General features: G+C 36.3%; 17 protein-coding genes. 10 read left to right on the top strand and 7 right to left on the bottom strand.

Translation table 11 applies throughout. The features are described 5' to 3' along the window. Positions 1-9: 9 nt before the first annotated feature. The 6 genes from RGQ13_RS11085 to RGQ13_RS11060 all read right to left on the bottom strand — a co-directional run bounded on the left by RGQ13_RS11085 (position 10) and on the right by RGQ13_RS11060 (position 6,768). A complete protein-coding gene (locus RGQ13_RS11085) occupies positions 10-1,290 on the bottom strand; it encodes an O-antigen ligase family protein (protein WP_348389811.1) in 1,281 nt (426 codons plus the stop codon). Further along, positions 1,245-2,624 (bottom strand): GumC family protein, encoded by a 1,380-nt coding sequence (locus tag RGQ13_RS11080; protein WP_348389810.1) that lies wholly within the window; start codon positions 2,622-2,624, stop codon positions 1,245-1,247. The genes RGQ13_RS11085 and RGQ13_RS11080 overlap by 46 nt, the downstream gene beginning before the upstream one ends. Before the next feature lie 36 nt (positions 2,625-2,660). Next, entirely contained in the window at positions 2,661-3,962 is a 1,302-nt protein-coding gene (locus tag RGQ13_RS11075; RefSeq protein WP_348389809.1) for a polysaccharide biosynthesis/export family protein, read from the bottom strand. Positions 3,963-4,194: 232 nt separating this feature from the next. Next, positions 4,195-4,926: a sugar transferase gene (locus RGQ13_RS11070; RefSeq protein ID WP_348389808.1), complete on the bottom strand. Its 732-nt coding sequence runs from the start codon at positions 4,924-4,926 to the stop codon at positions 4,195-4,197. A gap of 47 nt (positions 4,927-4,973) precedes the next feature. Next, positions 4,974-5,810 carry a WecB/TagA/CpsF family glycosyltransferase gene (locus tag RGQ13_RS11065; RefSeq protein WP_348389807.1) on the bottom strand — a complete coding sequence of 279 codons (837 nt, stop codon included), beginning with the start codon at positions 5,808-5,810 and terminating at the stop codon, positions 4,974-4,976. Positions 5,811-5,988: 178 nt separating this feature from the next. Then, positions 5,989-6,768, bottom strand: coding sequence for a glycosyltransferase family protein (locus RGQ13_RS11060; RefSeq protein WP_348389806.1), 780 nt, complete (start codon positions 6,766-6,768; stop codon positions 5,989-5,991). A gap of 266 nt (positions 6,769-7,034) precedes the next feature. Between RGQ13_RS11060 and RGQ13_RS11055 the strand changes: the two genes are divergently transcribed. The 5 genes from RGQ13_RS11055 to RGQ13_RS11035 all read left to right on the top strand — a co-directional run bounded on the left by RGQ13_RS11055 (position 7,035) and on the right by RGQ13_RS11035 (position 13,547). Continuing rightward, positions 7,035-8,711 (top strand): LruC domain-containing protein, encoded by a 1,677-nt coding sequence (locus RGQ13_RS11055; RefSeq protein WP_348389805.1) that lies wholly within the window; start codon positions 7,035-7,037, stop codon positions 8,709-8,711. Positions 8,712-8,726: 15 nt separating this feature from the next. Beyond that, positions 8,727-9,260 (top strand): hypothetical protein, encoded by a 534-nt coding sequence (locus tag RGQ13_RS11050; protein ID WP_348389804.1) that lies wholly within the window; start codon positions 8,727-8,729, stop codon positions 9,258-9,260. A 152-nt stretch (positions 9,261-9,412) separates the two neighbouring features. Then, complete coding sequence (locus tag RGQ13_RS11045) at positions 9,413-10,900, top strand: sigma-54-dependent transcriptional regulator (RefSeq protein WP_348389803.1); 1,488 nt, start codon at positions 9,413-9,415, stop codon at positions 10,898-10,900. A gap of 238 nt (positions 10,901-11,138) precedes the next feature. Further along, complete coding sequence (locus tag RGQ13_RS11040; RefSeq protein ID WP_348389802.1) at positions 11,139-12,434, top strand: oligosaccharide flippase family protein; 1,296 nt, start codon at positions 11,139-11,141, stop codon at positions 12,432-12,434. Between the two features lie 39 nt (positions 12,435-12,473). Next, complete coding sequence (locus RGQ13_RS11035; protein WP_348389801.1) at positions 12,474-13,547, top strand: glycosyltransferase family A protein; 1,074 nt, start codon at positions 12,474-12,476, stop codon at positions 13,545-13,547. 56 nt (positions 13,548-13,603) lie between these two features. Here RGQ13_RS11035 and RGQ13_RS11030 read toward each other — a convergent pair whose 3' ends face one another. Next, positions 13,604-14,956, bottom strand: coding sequence for an ATP-binding protein (locus RGQ13_RS11030; RefSeq protein WP_348389800.1), 1,353 nt, complete (start codon positions 14,954-14,956; stop codon positions 13,604-13,606). A 269-nt stretch (positions 14,957-15,225) separates the two neighbouring features. Between RGQ13_RS11030 and RGQ13_RS11025 the strand changes: the two genes are divergently transcribed. The 5 genes from RGQ13_RS11025 to RGQ13_RS11005 all read left to right on the top strand — a co-directional run bounded on the left by RGQ13_RS11025 (position 15,226) and on the right by RGQ13_RS11005 (position 24,480). Continuing rightward, positions 15,226-15,471, top strand: a complete 246-nt coding sequence (locus RGQ13_RS11025; RefSeq protein WP_348389799.1) for a hypothetical protein — start codon at positions 15,226-15,228, stop codon at positions 15,469-15,471. Between the two features lie 26 nt (positions 15,472-15,497). Continuing rightward, positions 15,498-15,749 carry a DUF2999 family protein gene (locus RGQ13_RS11020; RefSeq protein ID WP_348389798.1) on the top strand — a complete coding sequence of 84 codons (252 nt, stop codon included), beginning with the start codon at positions 15,498-15,500 and terminating at the stop codon, positions 15,747-15,749. A gap of 322 nt (positions 15,750-16,071) precedes the next feature. Continuing rightward, positions 16,072-17,889: a S8 family peptidase gene (locus RGQ13_RS11015; protein ID WP_348389797.1), complete on the top strand. Its 1,818-nt coding sequence runs from the start codon at positions 16,072-16,074 to the stop codon at positions 17,887-17,889. A 286-nt stretch (positions 17,890-18,175) separates the two neighbouring features. Continuing rightward, positions 18,176-22,705 carry a hybrid sensor histidine kinase/response regulator gene (locus tag RGQ13_RS11010; RefSeq protein WP_348389796.1) on the top strand — a complete coding sequence of 1,510 codons (4,530 nt, stop codon included), beginning with the start codon at positions 18,176-18,178 and terminating at the stop codon, positions 22,703-22,705. Beyond that, positions 22,702-24,480, top strand: coding sequence for a two-component system response regulator (locus RGQ13_RS11005; protein WP_348389795.1), 1,779 nt, complete (start codon positions 22,702-22,704; stop codon positions 24,478-24,480). The genes RGQ13_RS11010 and RGQ13_RS11005 overlap by 4 nt, the downstream gene beginning before the upstream one ends. Positions 24,481-24,500: the final 20 nt, after the last annotated feature.

Raw genomic sequence — 24,500 nt, 5'->3', positions numbered from 1 at the left:
ATAAAGTGGTTAGTAAGAAAGGTGTACTTTGTCTGCCGGGCAGGGCTTTAAACTAAGGCCAATGTAAATTAATGCTGGCCAAAAGATAAAAGCTAAAATCTCTAGGTTTTCATAGAAGCTGTAAAGCCAAAAGACCACCATTAACGCAAGAGCAATACGTGCATTTGTTCGCCAGACGCTAAGATAAAATAAGTAACAGCTAGTAGCGGTCATTGGAATGGCAAGACATAATAGGCCAACTAAACCCTTAACGTATAAAAGTCCATACCACGTATGATGAGAGCCTATTTGCATACTTTCGACTAGTTTTGGTCCGCGCTCAACGATACCATGTCCCCATATAGGGGCTTCACTTTGCCAGCGTTGAATGGCGATATCTGCTAATGCTGCTCTTACCCTAGTTGAGCCAGGTCTTGATTGTTTGATTTGGTCAAAATGATCAAACAGTAATTGCGTTATTGGATCACTAAATATGATGAATATTGGCAGCAATAAGCCTAGTAAAAGTAGGCTTTGCAGTTTCAATGCTTTATCTAAGAACAACGTGAAGGGGATCAAGAAAATAAAAATAAATAGACCGGCTCGAGATTGCGATAATAAAATCATTACCACACAACCTGCGATACCAAGAACGCGCCATCGATTGTTATGTTCTTGAAGGCAAAGTACTAGGTAAATACAAGCCATAAAGCCTGCTGCAGGCGCCCAGGGGCCAAAAAAACGCCACCTTGGTAACCCCGTTTCAGGGTTAATACCAAATAAACTAACCGAAAAAAATTCAACACCAGGTCCGCCAATCACTTGTAAAGGAGAAATATATACTTCTCCAGACGCCCCAAATAGATAAATAAGTATAGTAACAAGAGCAAATATCAGAGTGTAAAAGCTAACTTTGCAAACAGCTCTTACTAACATTTTTTCGTTTATATTGGCAAAATAGCCTATGAAAATAAAAATAGGGAACAAAGCCCAACCTTTCATCCAACCTATTGTGGATTTGATTGTTTTTAATAATCCTAAGTCCCAGTTAGCGTGGGCTATAAATAGAGTAAATAACATGATTAGCATCATCGCTATCCACAGCCAAATGATAGCCGGCACAACTTTCGGCTCTTTAATAGTATTTGGCCGAACATTCCATCTTAATATTAAATTTGATATTAACAGCCAGCCAAGCATACAGCCGGTAACGTACAAGCTACCGGATAAAAAGAATAAATAGGTACAAGTGATGTTGTACCAAACTAGCTTTTGTTCAACAGTAGATTTGTTAAGTTTCGTCGTTGCCATATTGCTACCAAAAATAGAGTTATAAATATGAATCCAATGAAACCAGCGGCCAAAGCAATGGTCATTTTAGGGCTGCTTATTTCTTGTGGAAACGATGCCACGGTGAGTTGTTGAATTACTGGGTAGGAAGCAAAAATATCAGCTTTACTGGCTTCTATACGTGCTGCAGCAGAGGTGTAAATTGCTTCAGCCATGTGAAAGTCATGCTCTAGACGCTCAAGCTCGGAAACCTCTCGGCTATAAATTTTTAACTTGTCACGAACAAAGATTATTGATTGCTCGATGTTGGCGAGCATTGCCTGTTTACCCTCTTTAATTGCACTTGAATCAATTAAATCAGCAAATAATTGGGCGCGATTATTTTGTTTTTTTAAATCTAATGAATTAAAGCTTTCGCTGACATGAATACCTATCATTTGCATGCTGCGTTGCTTTAAATGAGAATTTACTTGATTTACCCGCTGTTGTGCAGAAATGACCTTAGGGTGGTTATTTCCCCAACGAGAGGAGTAGGTTGTTAACTCACCTATAGATGTGTCGAGTTCGGTTAAATAGCTACTAAATTGTGCATCAGTTTGTAATTTGAATACTTGCCCAGCTAACGAAGGGGATACACCTAAATTTTGACTCAACTTTCTAATATAACTCTCGAGTTGTTTCAGCTCTGATGACACTAGCATGTGTTTTTCATTTAGATCAGACAAAGCAGTTACCATTTGCTCAAGCTGAATGCTGGCAACGACCATTGAATTTTGTTGAAAATCAACGATATTTCCTCGAGCGTGATTTAACTTGTTTTGATATTGAGTTAAAACAACTTTAATACTTGCATCTCGTCTTAACACTTCATCGGCGCGTAATCTATCTAGCTCTTGTTGTAGAGATGTATATAAAGCATTCGCTTTGCCATTAGCCTCTTTGGCTGTACGGCCGTTCACTTTTATCGAAATTATAGATGTCTGTTCGGTTAATTTGATAACCGGTATGGCAAATTCGCGGATACTAATACCCATAATCAAAGCTGCGCGCTCTAATACTGAACGACTGGTTAGCATTTCTTTATAATTAACCCTAGGGTTAAAGCTTGAAGAGCCATAGGGAGTAGATGTTTGCGAGATAACTTCACCAACTTCATTTAATTTTACGTTGCTGCTAGTCCCTGTTCCAGGAAGAACCAGATCCACTTCACTACTATATTTTTCCGGCATATTAAGATAGATAAAGACCATGGCCAATACAGATAAGTAACCGAGTAAACCGGCAATTAAATAAGGTTTTTTAAATAAACGATAAATATAGCCGCGAATTTTATCCCTCGGGCTTATAATCATCATTTGGTAAGTCTTTTTAATCATAATGAATGCCAATATTTACAATAGTTTAAAGGGGATGATAATGTCCGCAATGGTGTTTGCAATATCGCGAAGATTAGTTACATCAGAGTCATAACAAGCAACAGCATCATTGGGCATTAAATAAGGATTAATGGATTCTCTATTGGACTTTCTAATGAGCTCTTCAATGGAACGCTCTATTACTTGGGTTTGTTTAGTGAGAGGATTGACACTTACAAGTACCACTTTTCTAGGAGCATTGGTCCATTGTTTACCGCCTACGCAGTTAGCAGAAATAGCCGATTGCAATAAACGTGTACCATAGGGCACATTTGCCGAGTAGCGTCCAACCGCGGCATTTGAGTTACTCATAGCTGGGGCAATTAAGTTAGACATAAAAATACGAAAACCTTTTGGAGTTATTTGACTCGGTCTTACTAAGTTTGATTGAAAGCAACCGGTAGTAGGGACAATAATTCGATCACCAGTGATTAATGGATAATCTGTAACAGGTTCGCCCGTTAGTATTCCAGTCATGTCGGCCTCTAGGCGCCAACCTTTACGAAGTAAAATTATTTGGTCAAGTTTTGCATCGGGTCTAATCCCTGCCGCAGCCCGCAAAGCTTCAGATAGTAACCTTTTGTTTGAGTGATCACCGTAAGACAAAATGTTTTGTTCAAGCTTTTGCGGTAAGGTTTCATTGATCAAAACTCTACCAGGGTTAAATACAGCGCCAGATACCGATACTTCAATTTCAGACCAGTGAAGAACTTGTACCGTTACATTGGCTGTAGCGGCCTTAAATATTTCTTTTTTGATAAATTCAATTGAAATTCTTTCGGCAACAACATTGGTGGGTAAGCCAAGAACATCAATGGGAGGTAATAATGGAATATTAATTAGGCCATTACTGTTAATGATGTAATTACCATTAAAACCTTCACCATTTTCTATGCTTATGGACACCATGTCTCCTGGGCTTAAGCCGTTTAACAATGCGGGATCGTTGGCATTAGGAAAGCTGGCTGGGGCGGCATGTTTTAATAGCAGCGGTTTATCGACTATGTAATGTTCCGGGGCTGCAAAGTTTTGGAATTTTTCACATGTTTTGGCCGTTGCAAACACATATTTGGCCGAGGTTTGCTGACTAATATGAGTACCAGTAGCTTTGTCATTGCCATAAAAGTCTGGTTGCGAATGCTGAGGACTCTCTATTGAGTCTGTTTGTGTACAAGAAAACACTGAGGTAATAAATATGCTCGCAATTGCTAAATACATAAATTTGTTTTCGCAAAGAAAAGGGCGGTTTGAACTTATATTAGAAAAGACATTGAACATATTAAAATCCTGGGTGCCCATATACATGGGCATTGCATTAAAATGTTTAATACATATGCTGCAATATAGAGGCCAACATTATTTCATTGAGTTCAGCTCTAGCATGGGTACATGCTTAGGGATTAAATATAAAGGCCTATACAGCTTTATTGAGAATTAGAACATTAAATATTTGCAATTTGCAAAACCTTAAAAGTAAAAAGGCGTTGCAAAAAGCAAATAGAGAGGTGTTTTAGTAGGCACCTTTTGCGCTGATAACAGCAGGAATGGTTCCAAGTAAAATTTTGATATCAAATAAAAATGATTGTTGACGAATGTACTGTAGATCTAATGATATTTGCTGAGTGAAGCTGGTGTCGGCACGACCAGATATTTGCCATAGACCCGTCATACCTGGCTTACAATTTAAACGTTTAAATTGATGTTGACTGTATTGATAACTTTCACTAGCTAATGCTGGCCGAGGTCCTACCAACGTCATATCACCAATAATTACATTTAACAGTTGCGGTAGTTCATCAATGGAGTATTTACGGATGAACTTACCGACAACTGTTACACGAGGATCATTAATATATTTTTTACAAATTCCATCACGATGGCTTAATTTCGCATCAATTTTATGGGATTGATTGGAGCCATTTACTCGCATTGAACGGAATTTATAAAACTTAAAGTGACGTCCATTTTCACCTATGCGAGTTTGACAAAAAAGCACCTTGCCCGGATTTTCTATATATATAAACAAAGCGACAATGAGTAATAAAGGTAAGCTTAATAATAATAAACCTAACGCTATCAATTGCTGTAGTAGTATAGGGATACCAACATTTTGCCTGATACTTTTTACTTTTTTGTGATAAACATATTGCCTTGAAGAAACCGAAGAGTTTCGCCAGTATTGCATAACTAATTTTTCATTTAAAAATGGATAATGCTGCTGAATATTGATTTGATTATTCATGTTAAGCCTCATTTATTTCTAGCTATTCATTGACGAGCGTTTGCTCATTATTGTGGTTTAATTACGTGTGAGGGGGGATTAGATATTGCCTTAGCTGCTTGTCTAAATAGATAAGTTCTAAACAAAAACAATGGGTTACCAATTACGTATCGGTAAAACTTGTTTTTAGGCTCTTGCAGTAATCTAAATAACCATTCTAGGTTTACATTTCGAAGCCATAGGGGGGCACGGGGAATATTGCCGGAATAAAAATCAAATAATCCTCCTACCGCCAGAGCAGTATTACAGTGTAAGTATGCGGCATTATTGGTTAACCAAATCTCTTGTAAAGGCGAGCCTAGTGCTACTAATAAAATATCGGCTTTTGATTGGTTTATTTTTGCAATGATACGTTTATTATCATGCTCCTTAAAATAGCCATGTTGATAGCCCGCAACCTTTAGTTTTGGGTAGGTGTTGTGTAAGCGTTTAGCTGCTTTTTTAGCAACACCAGGGCTAGATCCTAAAAAGAAAATTGATTTTCCTTCATTAGCCGCTTGTTCGCACAGCTTTGGCAACATGTCTGAGCCATTAACATTTTCCTGTATAGGTTCGTCTATATGGTTTGCTGCTAAACGCATGCCAATACCATCTGCAAATAAGCAGTCAGCTTGTTTTAGAGTTTGATAAAAGTCGTTATATTTGAAGCTTAAATTTATGGAATGAGCATTAATGAAAAATCCTAGGTTTGGTTTTTCTGATGCTTTCGTATGAAATTTATTACTACTTAAGTTAAAGCGGTGAGAAATAACCCAATTTATGGCTTTGCTCATAGAAACATTGTTTATGGGTAAATCAAATAATCGGCAAATATTATTATCACTACAGTTAGTTGAATTATTCATGGCTAGCCTCACGTTTATTTTAGATATGTAATTAAGTGATAATTGATTGGAGCAATAATTATTCCAATTTTTATTTTTATAATATAAACAATGGTTTAACGTGTTTGTGGGATGTCTTCTTTGCAAATTGAAAATACAGTTTTCTCAATTTGAAAATCAATTTACAATTTCTAAGTTATTATCGAGCGATTGCTCTGTATTTATGAGTTGATTGAAATTGTGGGTAATTAACTATTACTCTTTGTGTCTCTAGTTGCAGAACATCAGAGGCTAGAACATGGTTTACACCTTGTTTTGCAAACACATACTTGACCAATAGCCCAAGGCTTCGTCGTAAGACATGATGTGCCAATGTTTTCAATTTTGAGGTACGCATAGGTCCATAGCTAAAGTGTCTAATATGATCATTTAGCTTTTCATCGAATGTATTATTCCAGCGATGATGTAGAACTTTGATAAAGTTAACTTGTTTACTAAAGTGGATGATATGACCATTTTCCCCCCAGCCTGTAGAATCTATACTTGGTAAATGCTGACAACGAGACAGTATCAGTTTATTTAACCAGTTTATTAATGCTTCAGATTTTTTAGCTATCATAACTCCACTGTTAAAGCGGCCGGTATAACCATTGGCCATGTAAAGGTATTTACCATCAACGAAAATTTCATCTATAGGCGGGCAATTCTTATTAATGAGAGCATCAGCATCGACAAACATAACACTCTGATAACCATTAACCAGTGCTGCTTTTAACAAAACCAGCTTTAACCAGCAGCACTCCATGCCTAAGTTTGATATCGATGGCTTGGAAATAACCACATATTCATAATTATTCTTCTTTGCGTAAGCCTGATGGCTTAATAAGTGCTGTTGATAAAGCCATTGGTAGCCGTTTAAAGCGATACTAAATACCAGTGTTTTATGAGGAGGTGGTGAGTTTTGAATTTGACTCGTCATGTTTTACCTTTATGAAAATAGCTGTCCTTCTTATTTATTAAATATAAGCAATAAATGTTCCGTAAAAGTAAACGATATAATTTGCCAAGGTAAATATGTGTGTATTTGGTTCTTTCTCAAAATACAAATGCTTTTAATCTTTGTTTAATTACATGCAGGCTAGATTTTTATTGGTGTTGTAAGGTGCTGATTTTATTGAGTTAAAAAATATTGGTATAAAACTCGCTTAAAGTAAGTAGAACGTTATGATGGGGAAGGAAAGCATTATGAAACCATGCAAGCACAACCTGCTAAATATGCAAATAGCAAACACTCTATCAACCATAATACTATTGCTGTTATGTTTTTCTGTATTCGTTTCTGCTTATGTCCAAGCCGTAACCCAAGATGAAAACGGCAATTATGTCTGGTCCTTTCTTTCCGGCTCTCCTTGGCCACTAGGTTATGATCAAAATACAGGTAAACCTGATGATTTGATTTGGGCTAAAGATGAGTATCCAGCTGATTTTTTCACCCTGATTAATAATGCATTACCAGAAAGTGAAGTAAATGAGGCGTTTTTAACTGGTGATGCTGGCTCGACGATCACTATAAAACCAGGCGTGGAAGAAGCTGAAATATTTATTACTTTTATCCACGAGGGAGCGGGTTATAAAAACTCATTTGGTTTCTTTGTCTTTGATCCTGAAAACCCACCAACGAGCCCAGAGCAAGTCAACGAAATTATTATATTTCCTAATTTGTCTTTTCCACATTTAACTAACGGACATAGAGTAAGCTTAGGAACCTTCTCCGGTGGCACGAGTATTGGTTTTTTCTTAGCAGCCAATGCCTTTTGGTATGACTCTGGGGTAAAACCAACAAAAGTTCCTTATTACTATTCTCTTACTAATTTAAATGATGAACCAAATTCGACTTTACAACAACATATGGTCGCTTTATACGAACAAGGCGTTGAGGAAGTTATTTTGGGTTTTGAAGATTTACCAAGGTCATGGGGGGATAATGATTTTAATGATGCTGTATTTAGTGTCAAGGTTACCCCTGCCTCTGCTTTACAATTAAATGATTTAATAGAAATTCCTGATATTAATGACTCAGATGCCGATGGTATTCTTGATGATGCTGATGAGTTTCCTGATGACTATAATCGTGCATTTAGCTCATTTTATCCTAACGTACAATCATGGGTAACCTTAGCTTTTGAGGATAATTGGCCTCATATAGGTGATTACGATTTGAACGATTTGATCATAAGAGAGCGTCTGCAAGTGATTTATAACAGTGATACACAGATCACAGGCTTTAAAATTAGCGGCTTTATTGATGCTCGAGGTGCTGCCTTCCATAATGGCTTTGCTTTACGTTTATTAGATATTCCAGCCTCAGCACTTTTAGACAGCACTTTGATTATTGGCGGACAATCGTATGAAAAGACTGCTGAGCAATATCAACAGGATTTGGTAATAAGTTTATGGAGCGATACCCATGTCTTCACCGAAACGAGTGGATCAGGAAAGTGCAAACATTTTAATACCGTTGCAGAGTGTAATACATTTCCATCAGTGCCATTCGAGTTAGATGTTAATTTTTCTACCGTTGTTGATAGCTTACTACATTCATCATTGGATTTTTTTATTTACCGTACTAACAATAGGTCTAGAGAAATCCATTTTGCCGGATACCCACCTACAGATCTATTTGATATCACCCAGTTTGGTAAAGGTGATGACAGCTCTGTTGTTGAGCAAGAGCGCTATTTTAAAACTGACAATAATCTACCATGGGCCATTAAAATTGATACCGCCTGGAGTTACCCCAAAGAGTACATCGACATAATATGGGCATATCCCGTTTTTGAAACATGGGTTGAAAGCAGTGGCATTGAAGCGCCAGATTGGTACATAAACCCTGGTAGGCCACAACACACCTTTAATCCCTAAGATAGGAATAATATTATGTTAGATATGCAGATCAATTTTTCAAAGTGGATTTTAATTTTCTTTATTTTAGCTTATGGTTTGGTTGGTTGCGGCGGGGGCGAAAGCAGCAGTACAGCAACAGAGGTAAATGAAGATACACCAAAGCCTGAAACCGAAGTTTTTATTGATCACAGTCCCAGTCCTGAAAAGCTTACTTCTACTGCTGAAACATCAAATGATTTATACGTTGATGCCGATTTTAACTTTCAAAGCTTCCGTACCATAACGCTTGATATTCATGTGCAATCCTATGCCGGAGACAATATCGGTAATTCATTACTTTATGTTTCATCAATTGATACTGATATCACTGAATTGGATGACTCTCGTCTCAATACAAAATCATTAATTACAGTGTCTAAAACCGATAATAACGGTCAAACATTGATAAAATTAGAGACGCCGCAAATCGTAAATAACTTACTTATAGAGATAAACTCACTTGGAGTGAATAATAAGCACATAGTAGATATTAGCCAGCAAGATTATTATGTGCTTTACTTAAACTAACAGCAGTGAGCATCTCTCATATGATTTAAAGTCATTTAAACCTTATTTTAATTGAGCACTGTGCGTACATCATTTCTTATCTATATAAAGACTTAGGCAGTTGTCTAATAAAAAATTACGTTTATTGATGTAATAAACGTTAAGAGAGGAATATGGGCTTGCCAAAGAGTAGTGTTTTGTTTGTAGATGATGAGTCTATGATATTAGACGCGTTAAAGCGGGTTAGCCGTAAACTCGATGCAAAAGTGTATACTGCCCAAGGCGGGCAAGAAGCACTTGAAATTATCAAGAAAAATCAAATTGATATCATAATATCAGACATTAATATGCCCAATATGGATGGCATAACATTTCTTTCAAAAGTATCTAAAATCGCGCCTGAAAGTATTCGTATTATTTTAACTGCGTATACCGATATAGATAATACTTTAGCGGCCATTAATGAGGGAAAAGTTTGGGGCTACCTTAATAAACCTTGGGACAATACTCATTTAATTAATACCCTGAATCAAGTGATAGAATTCCGTAGAACCATGGTTGAACGCACTTTATTAAAAGAGTTTAAGCCAAGTGATAGTTACCCGTTTATCGATAATTTTTCTGGTTTTGTTGGCAGCTGCGCCAAGATGCAGAATATATATCAAAAGATCAAACAGTGTGCGCCATGTAAAGCTTCTGTATTTATTACCGGACCAAGTGGTAGTGGTAAAGAGGTGGCAGCGCAAGCTCTACATGAATTGAGTAGACGTGAAGGGGGCAGTTTTATAGCGTTAAATTGTGCGGCGATACCGGCTGAATTGATGGAGTCAGAAATATTTGGCCATGTTAAAGGTGCTTTTTCGGGCGCTAGTTCAAATCGTGATGGCGCTGCTACGTTAGCAGATAATGGTACCCTGTTTTTAGATGAAATAGCTGAAATGGATATTATATTGCAAGCTAAATTATTGCGGTTTATTCAAACAGGTACGTTTTGTCGTGTAGGCAGTGGTAAAGTTGAAAAAGTTGAAGTGCGTTTTATTTCTGCGACAAATAGAGAACCTGACAAGGCAATCGCAGAAAACAAATTACGAGAAGATTTATTTTACCGGCTTAATGTATTACCAATTGCTTTACCACCGCTAAATGAACGCGGCAGTGACGTAGTGCAAATTGCTGAAGTCTTTTTGCAAAAATATAATCAAATTGAAGAAAGAAATTACCAAGGCTTTACTCCATTGGCTAAAAAGTTACTTCGCCAATATCAATGGCCCGGAAATGTAAGGCAATTACAAAATTTGATCTATAGCGCGGTAGTTCTCGCGAAGGAGCCATTAATCGATGAAAATATGTTCGCCGGTATATTAAACCTTACCGATGATCAATTATCACTCTTACTCGAAAGTGAAGATGTAGTCGTGCTAGATGAAAAAACTGAAAAAGCTCAGAACAGCAATGTTCCTAGAAGTGAATGTGTACAGACTGATGGTGAACGCTTTCAAGAAAATAGTCTAATTCATACCTTAGCAAGCGTAGAGCGTAGCACCATAGAACATGCAATAAGTCAATGTAATGATAATGTAGTACAAGCCGCAAAAGCACTGGGTGTTAGCCCATCAACTTTATACAGAAAAATGCAACAATGGCATGACAATGTAAGTTGAAAATGGCTGTTTTCATTTTGCAAATTATCTTTGCGTTTTGATAAAAGTACTTGCTTGTTAGTGTCATAACAATTCATTTTGATAAAACCTCTTCCTCCATAAAATATACGCTAACGCCTAATTATTGGCGGTTGTAGAGATCTGAATAGTTTTTAATCGGTTTATTTTTCATTTAATAATAACTGGAACCTTTCTTGCACTTTATTCAACATATCCCCTAGTAATTGTTGAAAATACTATGCAAAAGGTAAAAGCGAATACTACAACACTTATAACCTTACTTCGCGATTATACAAAACATTTAACCAAATTGGTCAGTAACTCTTTATGGCTACTGAGCTCAGATATACTTGGAAAAGGCTCTAGATTAATCACCATTATCGTTTTAGCGGCGACATTATCACCGAGCTTATACGGTACCGCGATGCTAGCGCTTGTATGTCATGATATTTTGCGCTTACTACTGCGCTCCGGCTCAGGAAATCAAGTAATTAACTGCAGCGATGAGCAACTACCAGTCATTGCAAAAAATGCCCTGTCTTTGCAATGGATTATATGTATAACGTTATTCATTATGCAGTTGATTTTTGCGCAAATGATGGCAAGTTTCTTTGAGCAGAGTGTGATAGCGAAAATGCTCATGGTCATGGCCGTAAGTTACCTTTTATTTCCTGTAGTAAGTATTCGAGTATTTATCTTACAACGTAATAATCAAATGGCACACGTGGGTATTTGTAGTGGTATTTGTTTACTTATCGAAAATTTAAGCATCGCTGCGCTTGTTTATCAAACTGGTGATGTTATGGCAATCGCTTATGGCAAGCTTATTTACTCAGTTGCTTGGATAGTTATCTTTAGTTTTGTTGAAACTAAAAAGTTTGGAATTGGTTTTAATTTTTCAGTAATTAAATCATTAGTTTTTGCGTCAACAAAAATGATGTTTGCAGAATCGGCGAAAGGAATACAGCAACATATCGATATTTTGTTTGCTGCTAAATTACTATCACCTGAATCGTTTGGTTTATACAGTTTTGCTAAGAGTGCTGGCATAGGTATCACTCAGTCGATAAATTGTGCCTTTACTAATGCCTTATACCCGCAACTATGCAGTTTCAATAGACAAGATGACTTACAACAACGAAGCCGAAGCATATATTGGTTAACGTTATTTTTGGCAAGCCTGTTTGTATTTCAAGCTGCCGCGGCATTTCTATACATGCCGTTATTTTTTTCAGAACAATGGTTGCTCGCTATTCCTATCACCAGTGTTCTTTGTTGTTCAGCTTGTACCACCATTTTTTTAGATGTTAAGTGTTGTATGTTTCGCGCCCTGTATTGTTATAAAACAGAGAGCTGTTCGCGTGTGGCTATCTTACTATGCTATGTGCTTGCACTTGTATTTATACAGCCAAATACAGCAATTGGATTAGCGCTGAGTATGTTAATACTTTCAATGATTAATTTATTCGTGTTTATCCCATTTAAGAGACTATATAACTTACCCAAAATTGGGATAAAACGTATTCAACAGTGAACCATTTATTTTATTAAATAATCCAAATGAGGTTTTATTATGTCAAATGCTATTATTCAAAAAATATTAAAAAGTCCACAAGTATCTGTCATTATTCCAATGTTTAATGTCGAAAAATACATCAATAAATGTATGAGTTCTGTTTTAGAACAGACGTTTAAGGATTTTGAAGTTATTTGTGTTGATGATGGATGTAAAGACAATACATTAGTAAGACTTAGACAATTTAACGATCCAAGAATTCGACTAATACAACAATTAAATCGTGGGTTGGCAGGGGCCAGAAACACTGGTATTAGCCATGCGAGAGGGCAGTACATAGCGTTATTAGATGCCGATGACTTTTGGCATGAGGACAAACTAGCTAAACATGTAATTCACCTTAATAGCCGAGCAAATGTTGGCATCAGCTATTGCCCATCTTTATTTGTTAATGATGATGATAAACCTTTAGGTATTGGCCAGTTTCCAAAATTGAAAAATATCAGCCGACGCGATGTTTTATGTCGTAATCCAATCGGCAATGGTTCTGCCCCAGTGATTCGCAAAGCAATGCTTATTGATTATGTAAATAGCCTGGAAAAAGACGTATGCAGTAAGACTTTCCGTAATAAAGGTAGAGAGAAATGTCATCAAGTTCGTACTGAATACTTTTATGAAAAATTGAAACAGTCAGAAGATATTGAATTTTGGCTTCGACTCAGTTTAAACACAAGTTGGAAGTTTGAAGGAATAGGGCAAGCGTTAACATTTTATAGAATAAACCCACACGGTTTATCGAGTAATTTAGAGGCTCAATTTGCCTGTTGGAAAGCCGCATTAGCGTTAAATAAAGCGTCTCAGCCTAGCTTTTTTAACCGCTATTATTCGTTAGCGAAAGCGTATCAGTACCGTTACTTTGCACGACGCGCAATTCAATCAGGTAAAAGTGATACTGCTAGGTTTTATATGAGTAAAGCGCTAAAGACTAATTTGAGAATTATATATCAAGAGCCGTTAAGAACATTGAATACATTATTATGCACAGTGTTGTTAAATCTATTGCCCGATAAAGTTTATAGATCTCTTGAGAAATATATCATGGACCAAATTCGTAAGTTAAGGCTGAGGTAAAATAACTATACAATATTAATGTCAGCTTGAGTTTAGACTTGTATTGTTTTTTTGTACTAGTAACAGGCCAACTGTTTACTGATGTTTGGTAGGAAAATGGTGAAAGTTGTACCTGTTTCATCGGAGGCAACTGTTAATCTACCTAGGTGCTCTTCCTCAATGATTTTGTAACTAATCGAAAGTCCAAGACCAGTTCCTTGGCCAGCAGGCTTAGTGGTGAAAAATGGCAGGAATATATGAGATAAATTTTCTGAAGGAATACCTATACCGTTATCACTAATTTTAATATAAACACCGTGATTATCGGTGGAAGTTTCTATTTCAATATTGCCATCTTTTTTACAAGCCTGGCTTGCATTTAGAATAATATTCATAAACACTTGATTCAACTTGCCTATATTACCTTGCACTAAAGGTAAGTCGGTTAAATTAAGATTTACATGACAATGTGACTTAATTTGACTGTTAACAATATTTAAGGTGGTTTTAATCCCTTCATTGATGTCAACATTACACAACTCCTCATCTTTGGAACGAGCAAATCTGTTAAGATCACTAACTATACCTTTTGCGATGGTTAAGCCTTTTATTGTTGATTGAGTAAGATCTGAAAGATCATTTACTACATGGCAATAGCTTTTATCCCTTAATGGCAGTTTGTGTTGCTCTGCTATATCTGGGTTTTCAATAATGGCCTGATGGGCAGACTTAATATCGGAAATATAGTCTTCTAAAATTGCCAAGTTACTTAATGAATATGCCAAGGGATTGTTTATTTCGTGGGCAATACCAGCTGATAACATGCCAACCGATGCCATTTTTTCAGATTGGATCAAGGTTTGTTGATTTAGTTTTAAATCGGCAATGCTTGCTTGCAATTCGCTATTGGCACGTTTTAATCTGATTTGTGTGGTTTGCAGATTTCTTTGATAAATAGCACTAGCGATCCGAGGAGCAATAATATTGGCAATTATTTGCAGTAGCTTTTGATCGGATTTCGTATAATTATTTGTATATTGAGATTCTGAGTCGATAACCGCAATTGTTTCACCTTCATAGATTACGGGCACCGTAAGCTCTGAGAGACCTGAGTATTGGTCAAATATATAGCGATGATCGAGCAGGGTGTCAGGTACTATCTCTGCAACCTTAGTTTCAGCTACGGTACCTACAATGCCTTGTCCCATAGGAATTTCTATTCTTTCATAGATTTGCCTATCTTTAGGGTTTTTAATACCAAATGCTGAAACTTGAATTAATATTTGCTCTGCTCGTAAGTAAATAACACAATCTTCAAACTCCATGATATCACCAACGCCTTGAGCGATAGACCATAGTAGATCATCTAAACCTGCTTGCTCAAGCATAGCTAATGCAAAATCATTAATTTTATTTACATCTACTGACATAGTTAATACCTATTAGACGTTACATTGCTCACTATTAAGAATAGTTCAATTTAGGTAATGTAACCAATATAGTTGTAGCTCATCCATTAGTATTAAACATACCTATTAGAAGTCATTCGACAGATCGTCGTAGAGGCTATGAAGCTACTTACAGCTAACGTATTAGTACCGTGCAAAATTGTTGCCAATATTTATGCATGGCTACTATTGATAAATTTTCCATAGTCCATATATAGATAAAGAATCAATATCAATGAGCACTCTTAGCAATGGGCAGTAAAAAACAGGTAACAACTGAGAAAGATAAGATCAATTTTTCTTACAATGTCATCGCTACACTCATCGCAGTATTAGGGGAGGATATAGAACCTGAAACACTGTTTGAATATTTATCTAGTTTTGAACGTTTTGATGCTTTAGCTATTTCATCTAGTAGTGCTAACCTACAAATAATAGCAGAGCATGGTAAAGAATATTTCGAACAAATGATTGTACTACCAACACCTAGTAGTTAATTAACAACCTTCAATGGAAAAAACAAATGAACCCAATTATTAAAACATTAAAAGAATTAAATATTAGTGATGAAAAAATTAATGAATTATTCCAAGCGTTAACAGAAAACCCTATGATGGCAATGGCGATTATTCAAGGTCTTGGTATTCCTGCTGAAAAGTTACAAGAGTTAATGATGACCATTATGACTAATCCTGACTTAATCAAAGAAGCAGTAGATGAGCTTGGTTTAGATTTTTCTAAAGTTGAAGAAGCTAAAAGTAAACTAGCAAAGTAGTTATAAAGTAGGTAGTGGGCTGTTAATTTTAAGTATCTACAATATTGATCTTCTCATCGAATGGTTTCAGCATTTAATTCTAGCACTATAAACATTCGCCATATTGTTTAATGTTGTCGCCATTTGTTTTCGCCAAATTATCCTTTCGTCATTATTTTTGCATTTGTACTCGTCATATTTTTCTGTTTATTAGGCGATTCTTTAGAGCCCTGTAACTGTTTGTAACCTGCAGGCTAATGAAAATGCGGTTGTTAAACTGGTTTTTATTTTCTGGCACAGTTCTCGCATTAGATAAATTATATTAATTTAACTGGTGTAATTTATGAATCTGAATTCATTAAAAAAAATAACAATAATAAGGTCTGCGCTAAGTACCTTGCTGCTACTTTCTGTAGCAGCGTTTCTTTTTATTTCTAACAGCCCCAATTTATATAAAGGCTCTTATATAGTTCAAGGAGCTAGCAAGCCAACCTTGATTTCCGCCATAGAATCAGTTGGTGGGGAAGTAGTACATAACTATACAGTTATTCAAGCGATATCCGCTTTGTTAACAAATCAGCAAGCAGAGCAGGTTCGTAGTGAACACCCTATGATACGATTGTTTTCTGATGAGAAAGTTAAGCTTAGTGCGCATAAGTCACATTCTAAGTCAAAAGGGCAAACTGATGAGCGCAATACTTATTTTCCCACTCAAGTAGGTGCAAGCCAATTACACGATCAGGGCATAACTGGTGAAGGGGTTGGGGTTGCTATTATAGATAGTGGCGCTGCAAAGTTTGATGGCATTACCAAAAACAGTTATGGAAAAAAGCGTAAAATTCATCACCACAGCGTGCTTAAAGGCAGTAAAGCATTAAAAGATGAGTATGGTCATGGTACACATGTCACCAGTTTAATCAGCAATAGCTCGGCAACTTATAATAGTAATGGTGAAGAAAGTGGCACGTATAATGGTATTGCGCCTGATGTTGAATTAACGGTAGTTAAAGCATTTGATGCAAATGGTAGCTCAACTTACAGCGATGTTTTAAAAGCTATAGAGTATGTTGTTGTAAATCGTGAAAAACATAATATTAAAGTGTTGAACCTATCTTTTAGTGCCAAACCGCAGTCGTTTTATTGGCAAGATCCAATCAATCAAGCGCTAATGGTTGCATGGCAAGAAGGAATTACTGTTTTTGCTTCTGCAGGTAATAGTGGTTCAGAGGCAATGTCTATTGGTGTTCCAGGGAATAACCCTTATGTAATAACCATTGGTGCCACTTCAGATAACTATACTCCGTTTGATCTTTCTGATGATTTTGTTACTTCATTTTCAAGTGCTGGCCCTACGGTTGAAGGCTTCGTTAAACCTGAACTTGTTGCACCCGGCGGTCACATGCAAGGTTTAATGAGCCATAAATCAAAACTTTATAAAGACTACCCAGAGTATGCTGACGGTGATGATTATTTCTTATTATCAGGTACATCGCAATCTACCGCTGTAGCTAGTGGTGTTGCAGCTCTTATGTTGCAAAATGACCCGTACTTAACACCTAACGATATTAAATGTCGATTGATGTCTTCAGCACTTGCTGGCACAGAAAATGAAAGTGAATTGTCATACAGTATTTTTCAACAAGGAGCGGGTATGATTAACGCTCCGTGGGCTGTAGCAAGTGATAAAGTTGGTTGCGCCAATCAAGGAATGGATATTGCGAATGAACTAAATGACTCACAGCATTATGTTGGTCCGGCTCGTCGTTACGAAGAAAGTGGTGATTTTTACATATTAGGGGCTGAAGGTTTCGAGTGGGATGGTTTATACAATAAAGCCCATTTATGGCCGCAAGCTCACGTATGGCCGCAGGCTCACGTATGGCCACAGGCTCACGTATGGCCACAGGCTCACGTATGGCCACAGGCTCACGTATGGCCACAGGCTCACGTATGGCCGCAGGCTCACGTATGGCCACAAGCCCACGTATGGCCACAAGCCCACGTATGGCCGCAAGCTCACGTATGGCCGCAATCTAACTTATGGGGTGATACAGCGGTGTGGGAAGATGCTCATGTATGGCCGCAATCAAATTCTTTCTTAGATATGGGAAGTGATATTAGTTCGGTGTCATTTATTAACAAATGGATTGAACAAGAATAAAAAATATAAAGGCGCCAATTGGCGCCTTTTACTTCAGGGACGAAGGAATGCCAACTTAACATGGATGTTATAAAGTTGTCTCACTTTTGGGATGAATGGAATGTTAACGCAAAATTAACCATTTATTTACATGCTTGTTACCTTTCGATTCATTACATCCTGTAAATAATATTTTAAACGTTAGTTAACTTCTATTTATGGCTTTTAGACTCAATTTGTAATGACATTTAAGGGTCTAAATGCTATTAATACTAAGAATTAATATAATAAACTTTAGGTTGCAGTAATGACCATTAATAAGAATCAGCATAATTTATTGCTGATAGTTTTTCTTATACATTTCGCTATTTTTATACTCTTCAGTACTAAGGTAAACGCATCAAATATTATTAATCAAAATCAAATTCAGTTTACCAATTTAAATGATGTAGAAATCTTATCTCACCCTGCTGTTAATAGCATTACTCAAGATGAAATGGGCTTTATATGGCTTGGTAATCAAAACGGCTTAAATCGTTTTGATGGAATTTCTTCGACAATTTATACCCACATACCGGGAGTACCAACCAGCCTTGCAAGTAATTGGGTAAATAAAGTTTTTGTCGATTCAGAAGGGCGGTTATGGGTGCTTGGTAATGGTGGTATCAGCCTATATTTACCGGAAATTGAAGGTTTTAAAAACTACAACAGCAATAAACTTAATAAGGACGTTTTAGGACAAAATTATGAAACCGTTGTAGAAGATGAAAATGGAATGCTCTGGTTTGGCAGCGCTGATAAAGGCATCACTGTTTTTGATTTTAAAACCTCGTCATTTAAGTCTCATCCACAGCTACAAACAAACTCTATTTCAGACCTTAGTTTTGATAAAGGCCAAAACCTATGGGTAGCAACAGAAAAAAGTGGAATAAGAGTAAAATTAGCTGGAAAACCAAACTTTTTAACATTCGACACAAAAACCGATATTAATATCCCAAGTGATAAAATTAAAAAAGTATTTGAAGATCACCAAAATAATATTTGGATTGCTACCAAAGATATGGGGGTCTTTCAGTTTGATTTATATGAAGGTGTGACTAAATCATATCCTTTTAAAGAAAGTAACCCTAACAGTATCTGTTCTAATGATGTCCGTGATATCTATCAAGACAGCAAGGGAAAGCTTTGGTTCGCTACTGGTAATGGACTTTGTCTATATGACGAGAGAAATGATTCATTCATACGGCACAATCACGAGAACACTAGAGAAAATAGTTTAATTAATGATCTGGTGATTTCGGTATTTCAAGATGCCGGCGGGGTTATGTGGGTAGGCACTATTGCCGGCGTGAGTCGTTGGAACGCGGTATTAACTCCCTTTAATCATGTGAGTAAAAACTTTGGTAAGGGCAAAGAGCTTTCATCCAATTTTATCGTAGCACTCTCAGAAGATTCAAAAGGCAATATATTTGTAGGAACATTGGGTGGTGGCCTTAATATTATTGAATCGGCAACGGGAAAAATAAAACAATTCCATGCTGATAAAACTGATCCTGTTGCTTTACAGGATGATCGAGTAATGAATTTATTGATCGATAAATCAGACAATCTATGGCTTGGAACATTTGGTTCCGGTTTACACTATAAACCCAATAATAGTGAAGAGTTTAAAACTTTCCAACATGATCCTGAAGATCAAAATTCACTTAGTAGTAATGCTATCAGTAAAATAGTAGAACTAGATAACGGCTCTTTAGTAATTGCAACATTTGGTGGTGGGGTAAACATCCTTCATAAAAATGGCAATATCTCACGTATTTTGCATGACGAAAATGATGACAATTCAATATCGAGTAATAAAGTTATTGACGTAATTGTTGAAAATAAACAAAGCCTTTGGATAGCCACACGAGGTGCTGGTATTAATCATTATAATTTGGCAACAGGAAACAACACACGTTATCAAGTTAATGATCAACAAGAAAACAGTATCAGAACAAATTATATTGTAGGTTTGTTAAACACCGAAGAATACATTTGGATTGCTACTGAAGATTTTGGTATTGCCCGATTAGATAAGAGAGAATATTACCAAGGGAATATTAATTTTGATCATATCGGTATTAAAGAAGGTATGCCAAGCAATGTAGCTTATGGCTTAGTTGAAGATAACAACGGTTATATTTGGGTAAGTCATACAAGAGGGTTAACTCGCTTATCGCCAGCTGATTTATCAATTAATAACTTTGATAAAACTCATGGCTTACAGGCCGATGACTTTAATGCCGGCGCCCATTTTAAATCAAAATCAGGGCGAATTTATTTTGGTGGACCTAATGGCTTTAACTCGTTTATGCCAGATAATGTACCTATAAATACTAATCAACCACCTCTAAGGTTTACTAAATTCTCCAAAAATAACAAAACAGTTCCTATTCACCATATGTTTCGAAATGATGGAGTACTTGAACTTGAGTATTCAGACTCTTTTTTAGATTTTAAATTTGCTGCATTAGATTACACCAAGCCAGAAAATAATAAATATAAATATATGATGGAAGGTTTGAATTCAGAGTGGATAGAAACTACAAGTAACAACATACCTTTCACCAGTTTACAGCATGGAAATTATCTATTAAGGGTAAAAGGCTCAAATAATGACGGCATTTGGAGCGAAGATGAATTAACTATAGCAATCCATGTTAATCCGCCTATTTGGCTAAGCTGGCCTGCTTATTTCGGCTACTTCTTAGGATTGTTTATTGTTATTGTGCTTATGTATAAACGTCAGCAATACAAACGTCAGCAATTGCTTGATTCTAAAGAGCAATTGCAAGCTGAAGTTCATTTACGTACTCAAGAATTACAAAATGCTAACAGTGCACTTGAACACGCCATAGTTGAAACTAATTTAGCGAAAGAACTTGCTGAGAAAGCTGCAAATGCTAAAGCAAATTTCTTAGCTACTATGAGCCATGAAATTCGAACGCCAATGAATAGTATTATAGGCATGAGCGATCTGTTGCTTAAAACGGGTTTGAATAGAACACAAAATCATTATGCCGAGTCAGTGCAAAAAGCCGGATCAATGTTATTAGAGTTAATTAACGACATTCTAGACTTTTCTAAAATGGAAGCCGAAAAAGTTCAATTAGACCTGCAAACCTTTGACTACCACAAGCTTATTGAAGAAACTTGTTTTCTGTTTGCAAATAAAGCCCATGAAAAAGGAGTTGAACTTGCTATTTATATTGAGCCTAGTTGCGCCCCAATAATTAAGGCTGATTCGCTACGAATTAGACAAGTAATTGCCAACTTGTTAGGTAATGCTATTAAGTTTACTGAAACAGGTTTTATTGAATTGAATACCCATTCAGATCAGAAATCTTTATATATTTCAGTTAAAGATACCGGTGTTGGTATTAGTAAAATTAACCAAAGTAAAATATTTCAATCTTTTCAACAAGAAGATAACTCAACAACACGTAAATTTGGTGGTACCGGATTAGGTTTAGCGATTACTAAAAAGCTGGTGCAATTAATGTCAGGTTCTATTTATGTTGATTCAATACCTGGAAAAGGCTCTACTTTTACTGTAAAGATACCTTTAATTGAATGTAATCAAAGCGTTGAGCATCATGAGGAACAATTAAATACCGAAATTATGGTGTTAACAGAGAATGACATTGTAAATAAAATGACTTTGAACCTTTTGCAAAGGCTTAAATTAAATCATCAAACTCTGAGTATTGAAAAACTTCAACAAACCGTTATAGCAAAAAACAAGCATATAATTTATTTAGTAGATGAACAGTTACTGTCGCAAACTGAAATATATAAACACCTAGAAACTGTCGTGGACAACGTTGTGGTGCTAAATAGGACAACATCAAACCCTAGTTTATTAGCGCAAGCAAGATATCTTGATAAGCCATTGCGAAAAGGTTCAACATTAGACGTTTTAAAAGATTGTATCGATGGAAAACCTGTTGATGAACAAATCCATAATAATCATATTGTTGATGAAGTTGATGAGTTTAAAGCTCATATTTTGTTAGTTGAAGATGCCATCACCAATCAAGAAGTGGCAAAAGCCATGTTGCATTTATACGGTTGTGAAATTGACATAGCAGACAATGGTGCTATTGCTGTAGAAAAGATCAAAACTATGCAATATGATCTTATTTTTATGGATTGCCAAATGCCAGTCATGGATGGATTTAAAGCAACGAGGTTAATCCGTGAATGGCAAAACCGACAAGACCTTCCAACAACACCAATTGTTGCCTTAACCGCGGGTGTTGGATTAGGTTATGAAAAAGAATGTATTAATGCAGGAATGAATGAGCATATATGTAAACCTTTCACCACTGAGATATTGTTAAATGTATTAAAAAAATACCTTAATAACCTTATTGTGCCAAATGAAGTGATTGTTGATAATGATGACACAAGAAAATCAGACATTAGTGAAAACTCAGAATCATTATTAGATTTTTCTGCTATTGAAGCTATACGCGATATTGAAAAAATTACTAATCGAGACATTTATCCACGAGTTTTACAATCGTTTAAGAAAGAAATAGTGGTAAAAATTGACGATCTAATGACTTATTTGGACCAAGCTGATAACGAGAATATCCGTATAACAGCACATGCAATGAAATCTCTATGTGCAAATGTTGGTGCGAAAGAGTTAACCAATATTTGTATTTTTATTGAACACGAATCGGCAAGAGGCAATATTTCAGAGTGCCAATTTAGCGCCAATAATATAAATGAAACTTATCAAAATACTATAGTTTTACTCGAAGAGTTAGTGAAGGAAGTTGTATGAATAATGCCGAGTTGAACCTATACAATAAAGCCAAAGTGCTTATATGTGATGATGACCCAACATATTTAATCTTAATGCGAGATACATTAGAAGCTCAAGGATTTGAAGTAATTGAAGCCGCTGATGGTGATACCGCATTAATTAAGTTTTTTACAATGCAACCCGATGCAATCTTACTTGATGTGGAAATGCCAGGGCTCAGTGGTTATGAAGTGTGTCAACAGATTAGGGCACACAAGTCAGGTAAAGATGTACCAATTTTAATGGTAACGGGTGCAGATGATTATAAATCTATTTTGAAATCCTATGAAATAGGTGCGACCGATTTCTTACCAAAACCGATACGCTGGCCAATGATAGCTCACCGAGTGCGTTACATGCTACGCAGTAGAGACGCGCTTAGAGAGTTAAAAAACTCTCAAGAAAAACTTAAATATTTAGCTTATTACGACAGTTTAACTGGGTTAGCTAATCGAGAAAATTTTAACCATCATTTAGAGAAGTTTTTATTATTGGCGGAACGCAGTAATCATCATGTTGGTGTGCTGTTTATTGATTTAGATCGGTTTAAACGAATTAACGACACCCTTGGTCATGGTTTTGGTGATCGAGTATTACAAAAGGTTGCTAAAGTTTTAGAGAATAACCTAAGAGATTCTGATTTATTAGCAAGAGGGGCGGATGAGGGTTTAACTTCAGAGGTTGCTCGTCTTGGTGGTGATGAATTTACTATATTTTTAAGTCAGGTTGATCATATTGATGATATTGCACAAGTTGCGCAAAGGATCATTCAGTCACTGTCACAGCCGATAAAAATAGACCAATTTGAAGTTACAGTTACGCCTAGTATTGGAATATCGGTTTATCCAGATGATGGTTTGAATGTAACTAACTTAATGAAAAATGCTGATATAGCTATGTATCATGCCAAAGAACAAGGACGTTGCTGCTTCAAATTTTATTCTGACTCTTTAAATTGTAGAGCTATTGAACGGTTAGAGCTTGAACAAGAATTACGTAAAGCTTTAGAGAATGATGAATTTGAATTATATTACCAACCGCAAATTGATGTAGAAAAAGACCAAATTGTCAGTGTGGAAGCATTAATTAGATGGCACAACCCTAAGCATGGTTTAGTTTCTCCTGCTGAGTTCATTCCTATTGCTGAAGAGACTGGCTTGATCATAGAGATAGGTGAATGGGTACTTAAAACAGCATGTCAACAAGCTAAAATATGGTTAGATGAAGGTGATAATGAATGCCGTGTATCGGTTAATTTGTCTTCTGTTCAATTCAAGCGAGGCTCATTAGTTGGCTACATTAAGACTGTACTTGAAGATACCCAATTACCAGCAAACTTGCTTGAATTAGAGCTTACAGAAAGCGCTATAATGACCGACGTCGAAGAGAATATTGTTCGATTACAACAAATTAAGGCGTTAGGTGTTGGCATTGCAATTGATGATTTTGGTACTGGCTATTCATCACTAAGTTACTTGAAAAAATTTCCAATAAGTACTCTTAAAATAGATCGTTCTTTTATTACGGATATTGATACGTGCTCTGATGCCGCAGCTATTGTAAAAGCGATTATAGTATTAGCAGAAACATTAAACTTAGCTGTTATCGCAGAGGGCGTGGAAACGAAAGGGCAGTTAAAAACTTTACAGAGTTTCAATTGTTCAATGATCCAAGGGTATTTATTTAGCCCTCCTATAAATGCAGGTGATTTTGAATCGTTACTTATTAATGATCTTCACTTAGTTGCTAACTAAGCTTAAGCGATAGTTTACTT

The organism is Thalassotalea psychrophila (assembly GCF_031583595.1).
In the GTDB taxonomy this organism is placed as follows: domain Bacteria; phylum Pseudomonadota; class Gammaproteobacteria; order Enterobacterales; family Alteromonadaceae; genus Thalassotalea_A; species Thalassotalea_A psychrophila.
This window is presented reverse-complemented; position numbering and strand designations above follow the sequence as displayed.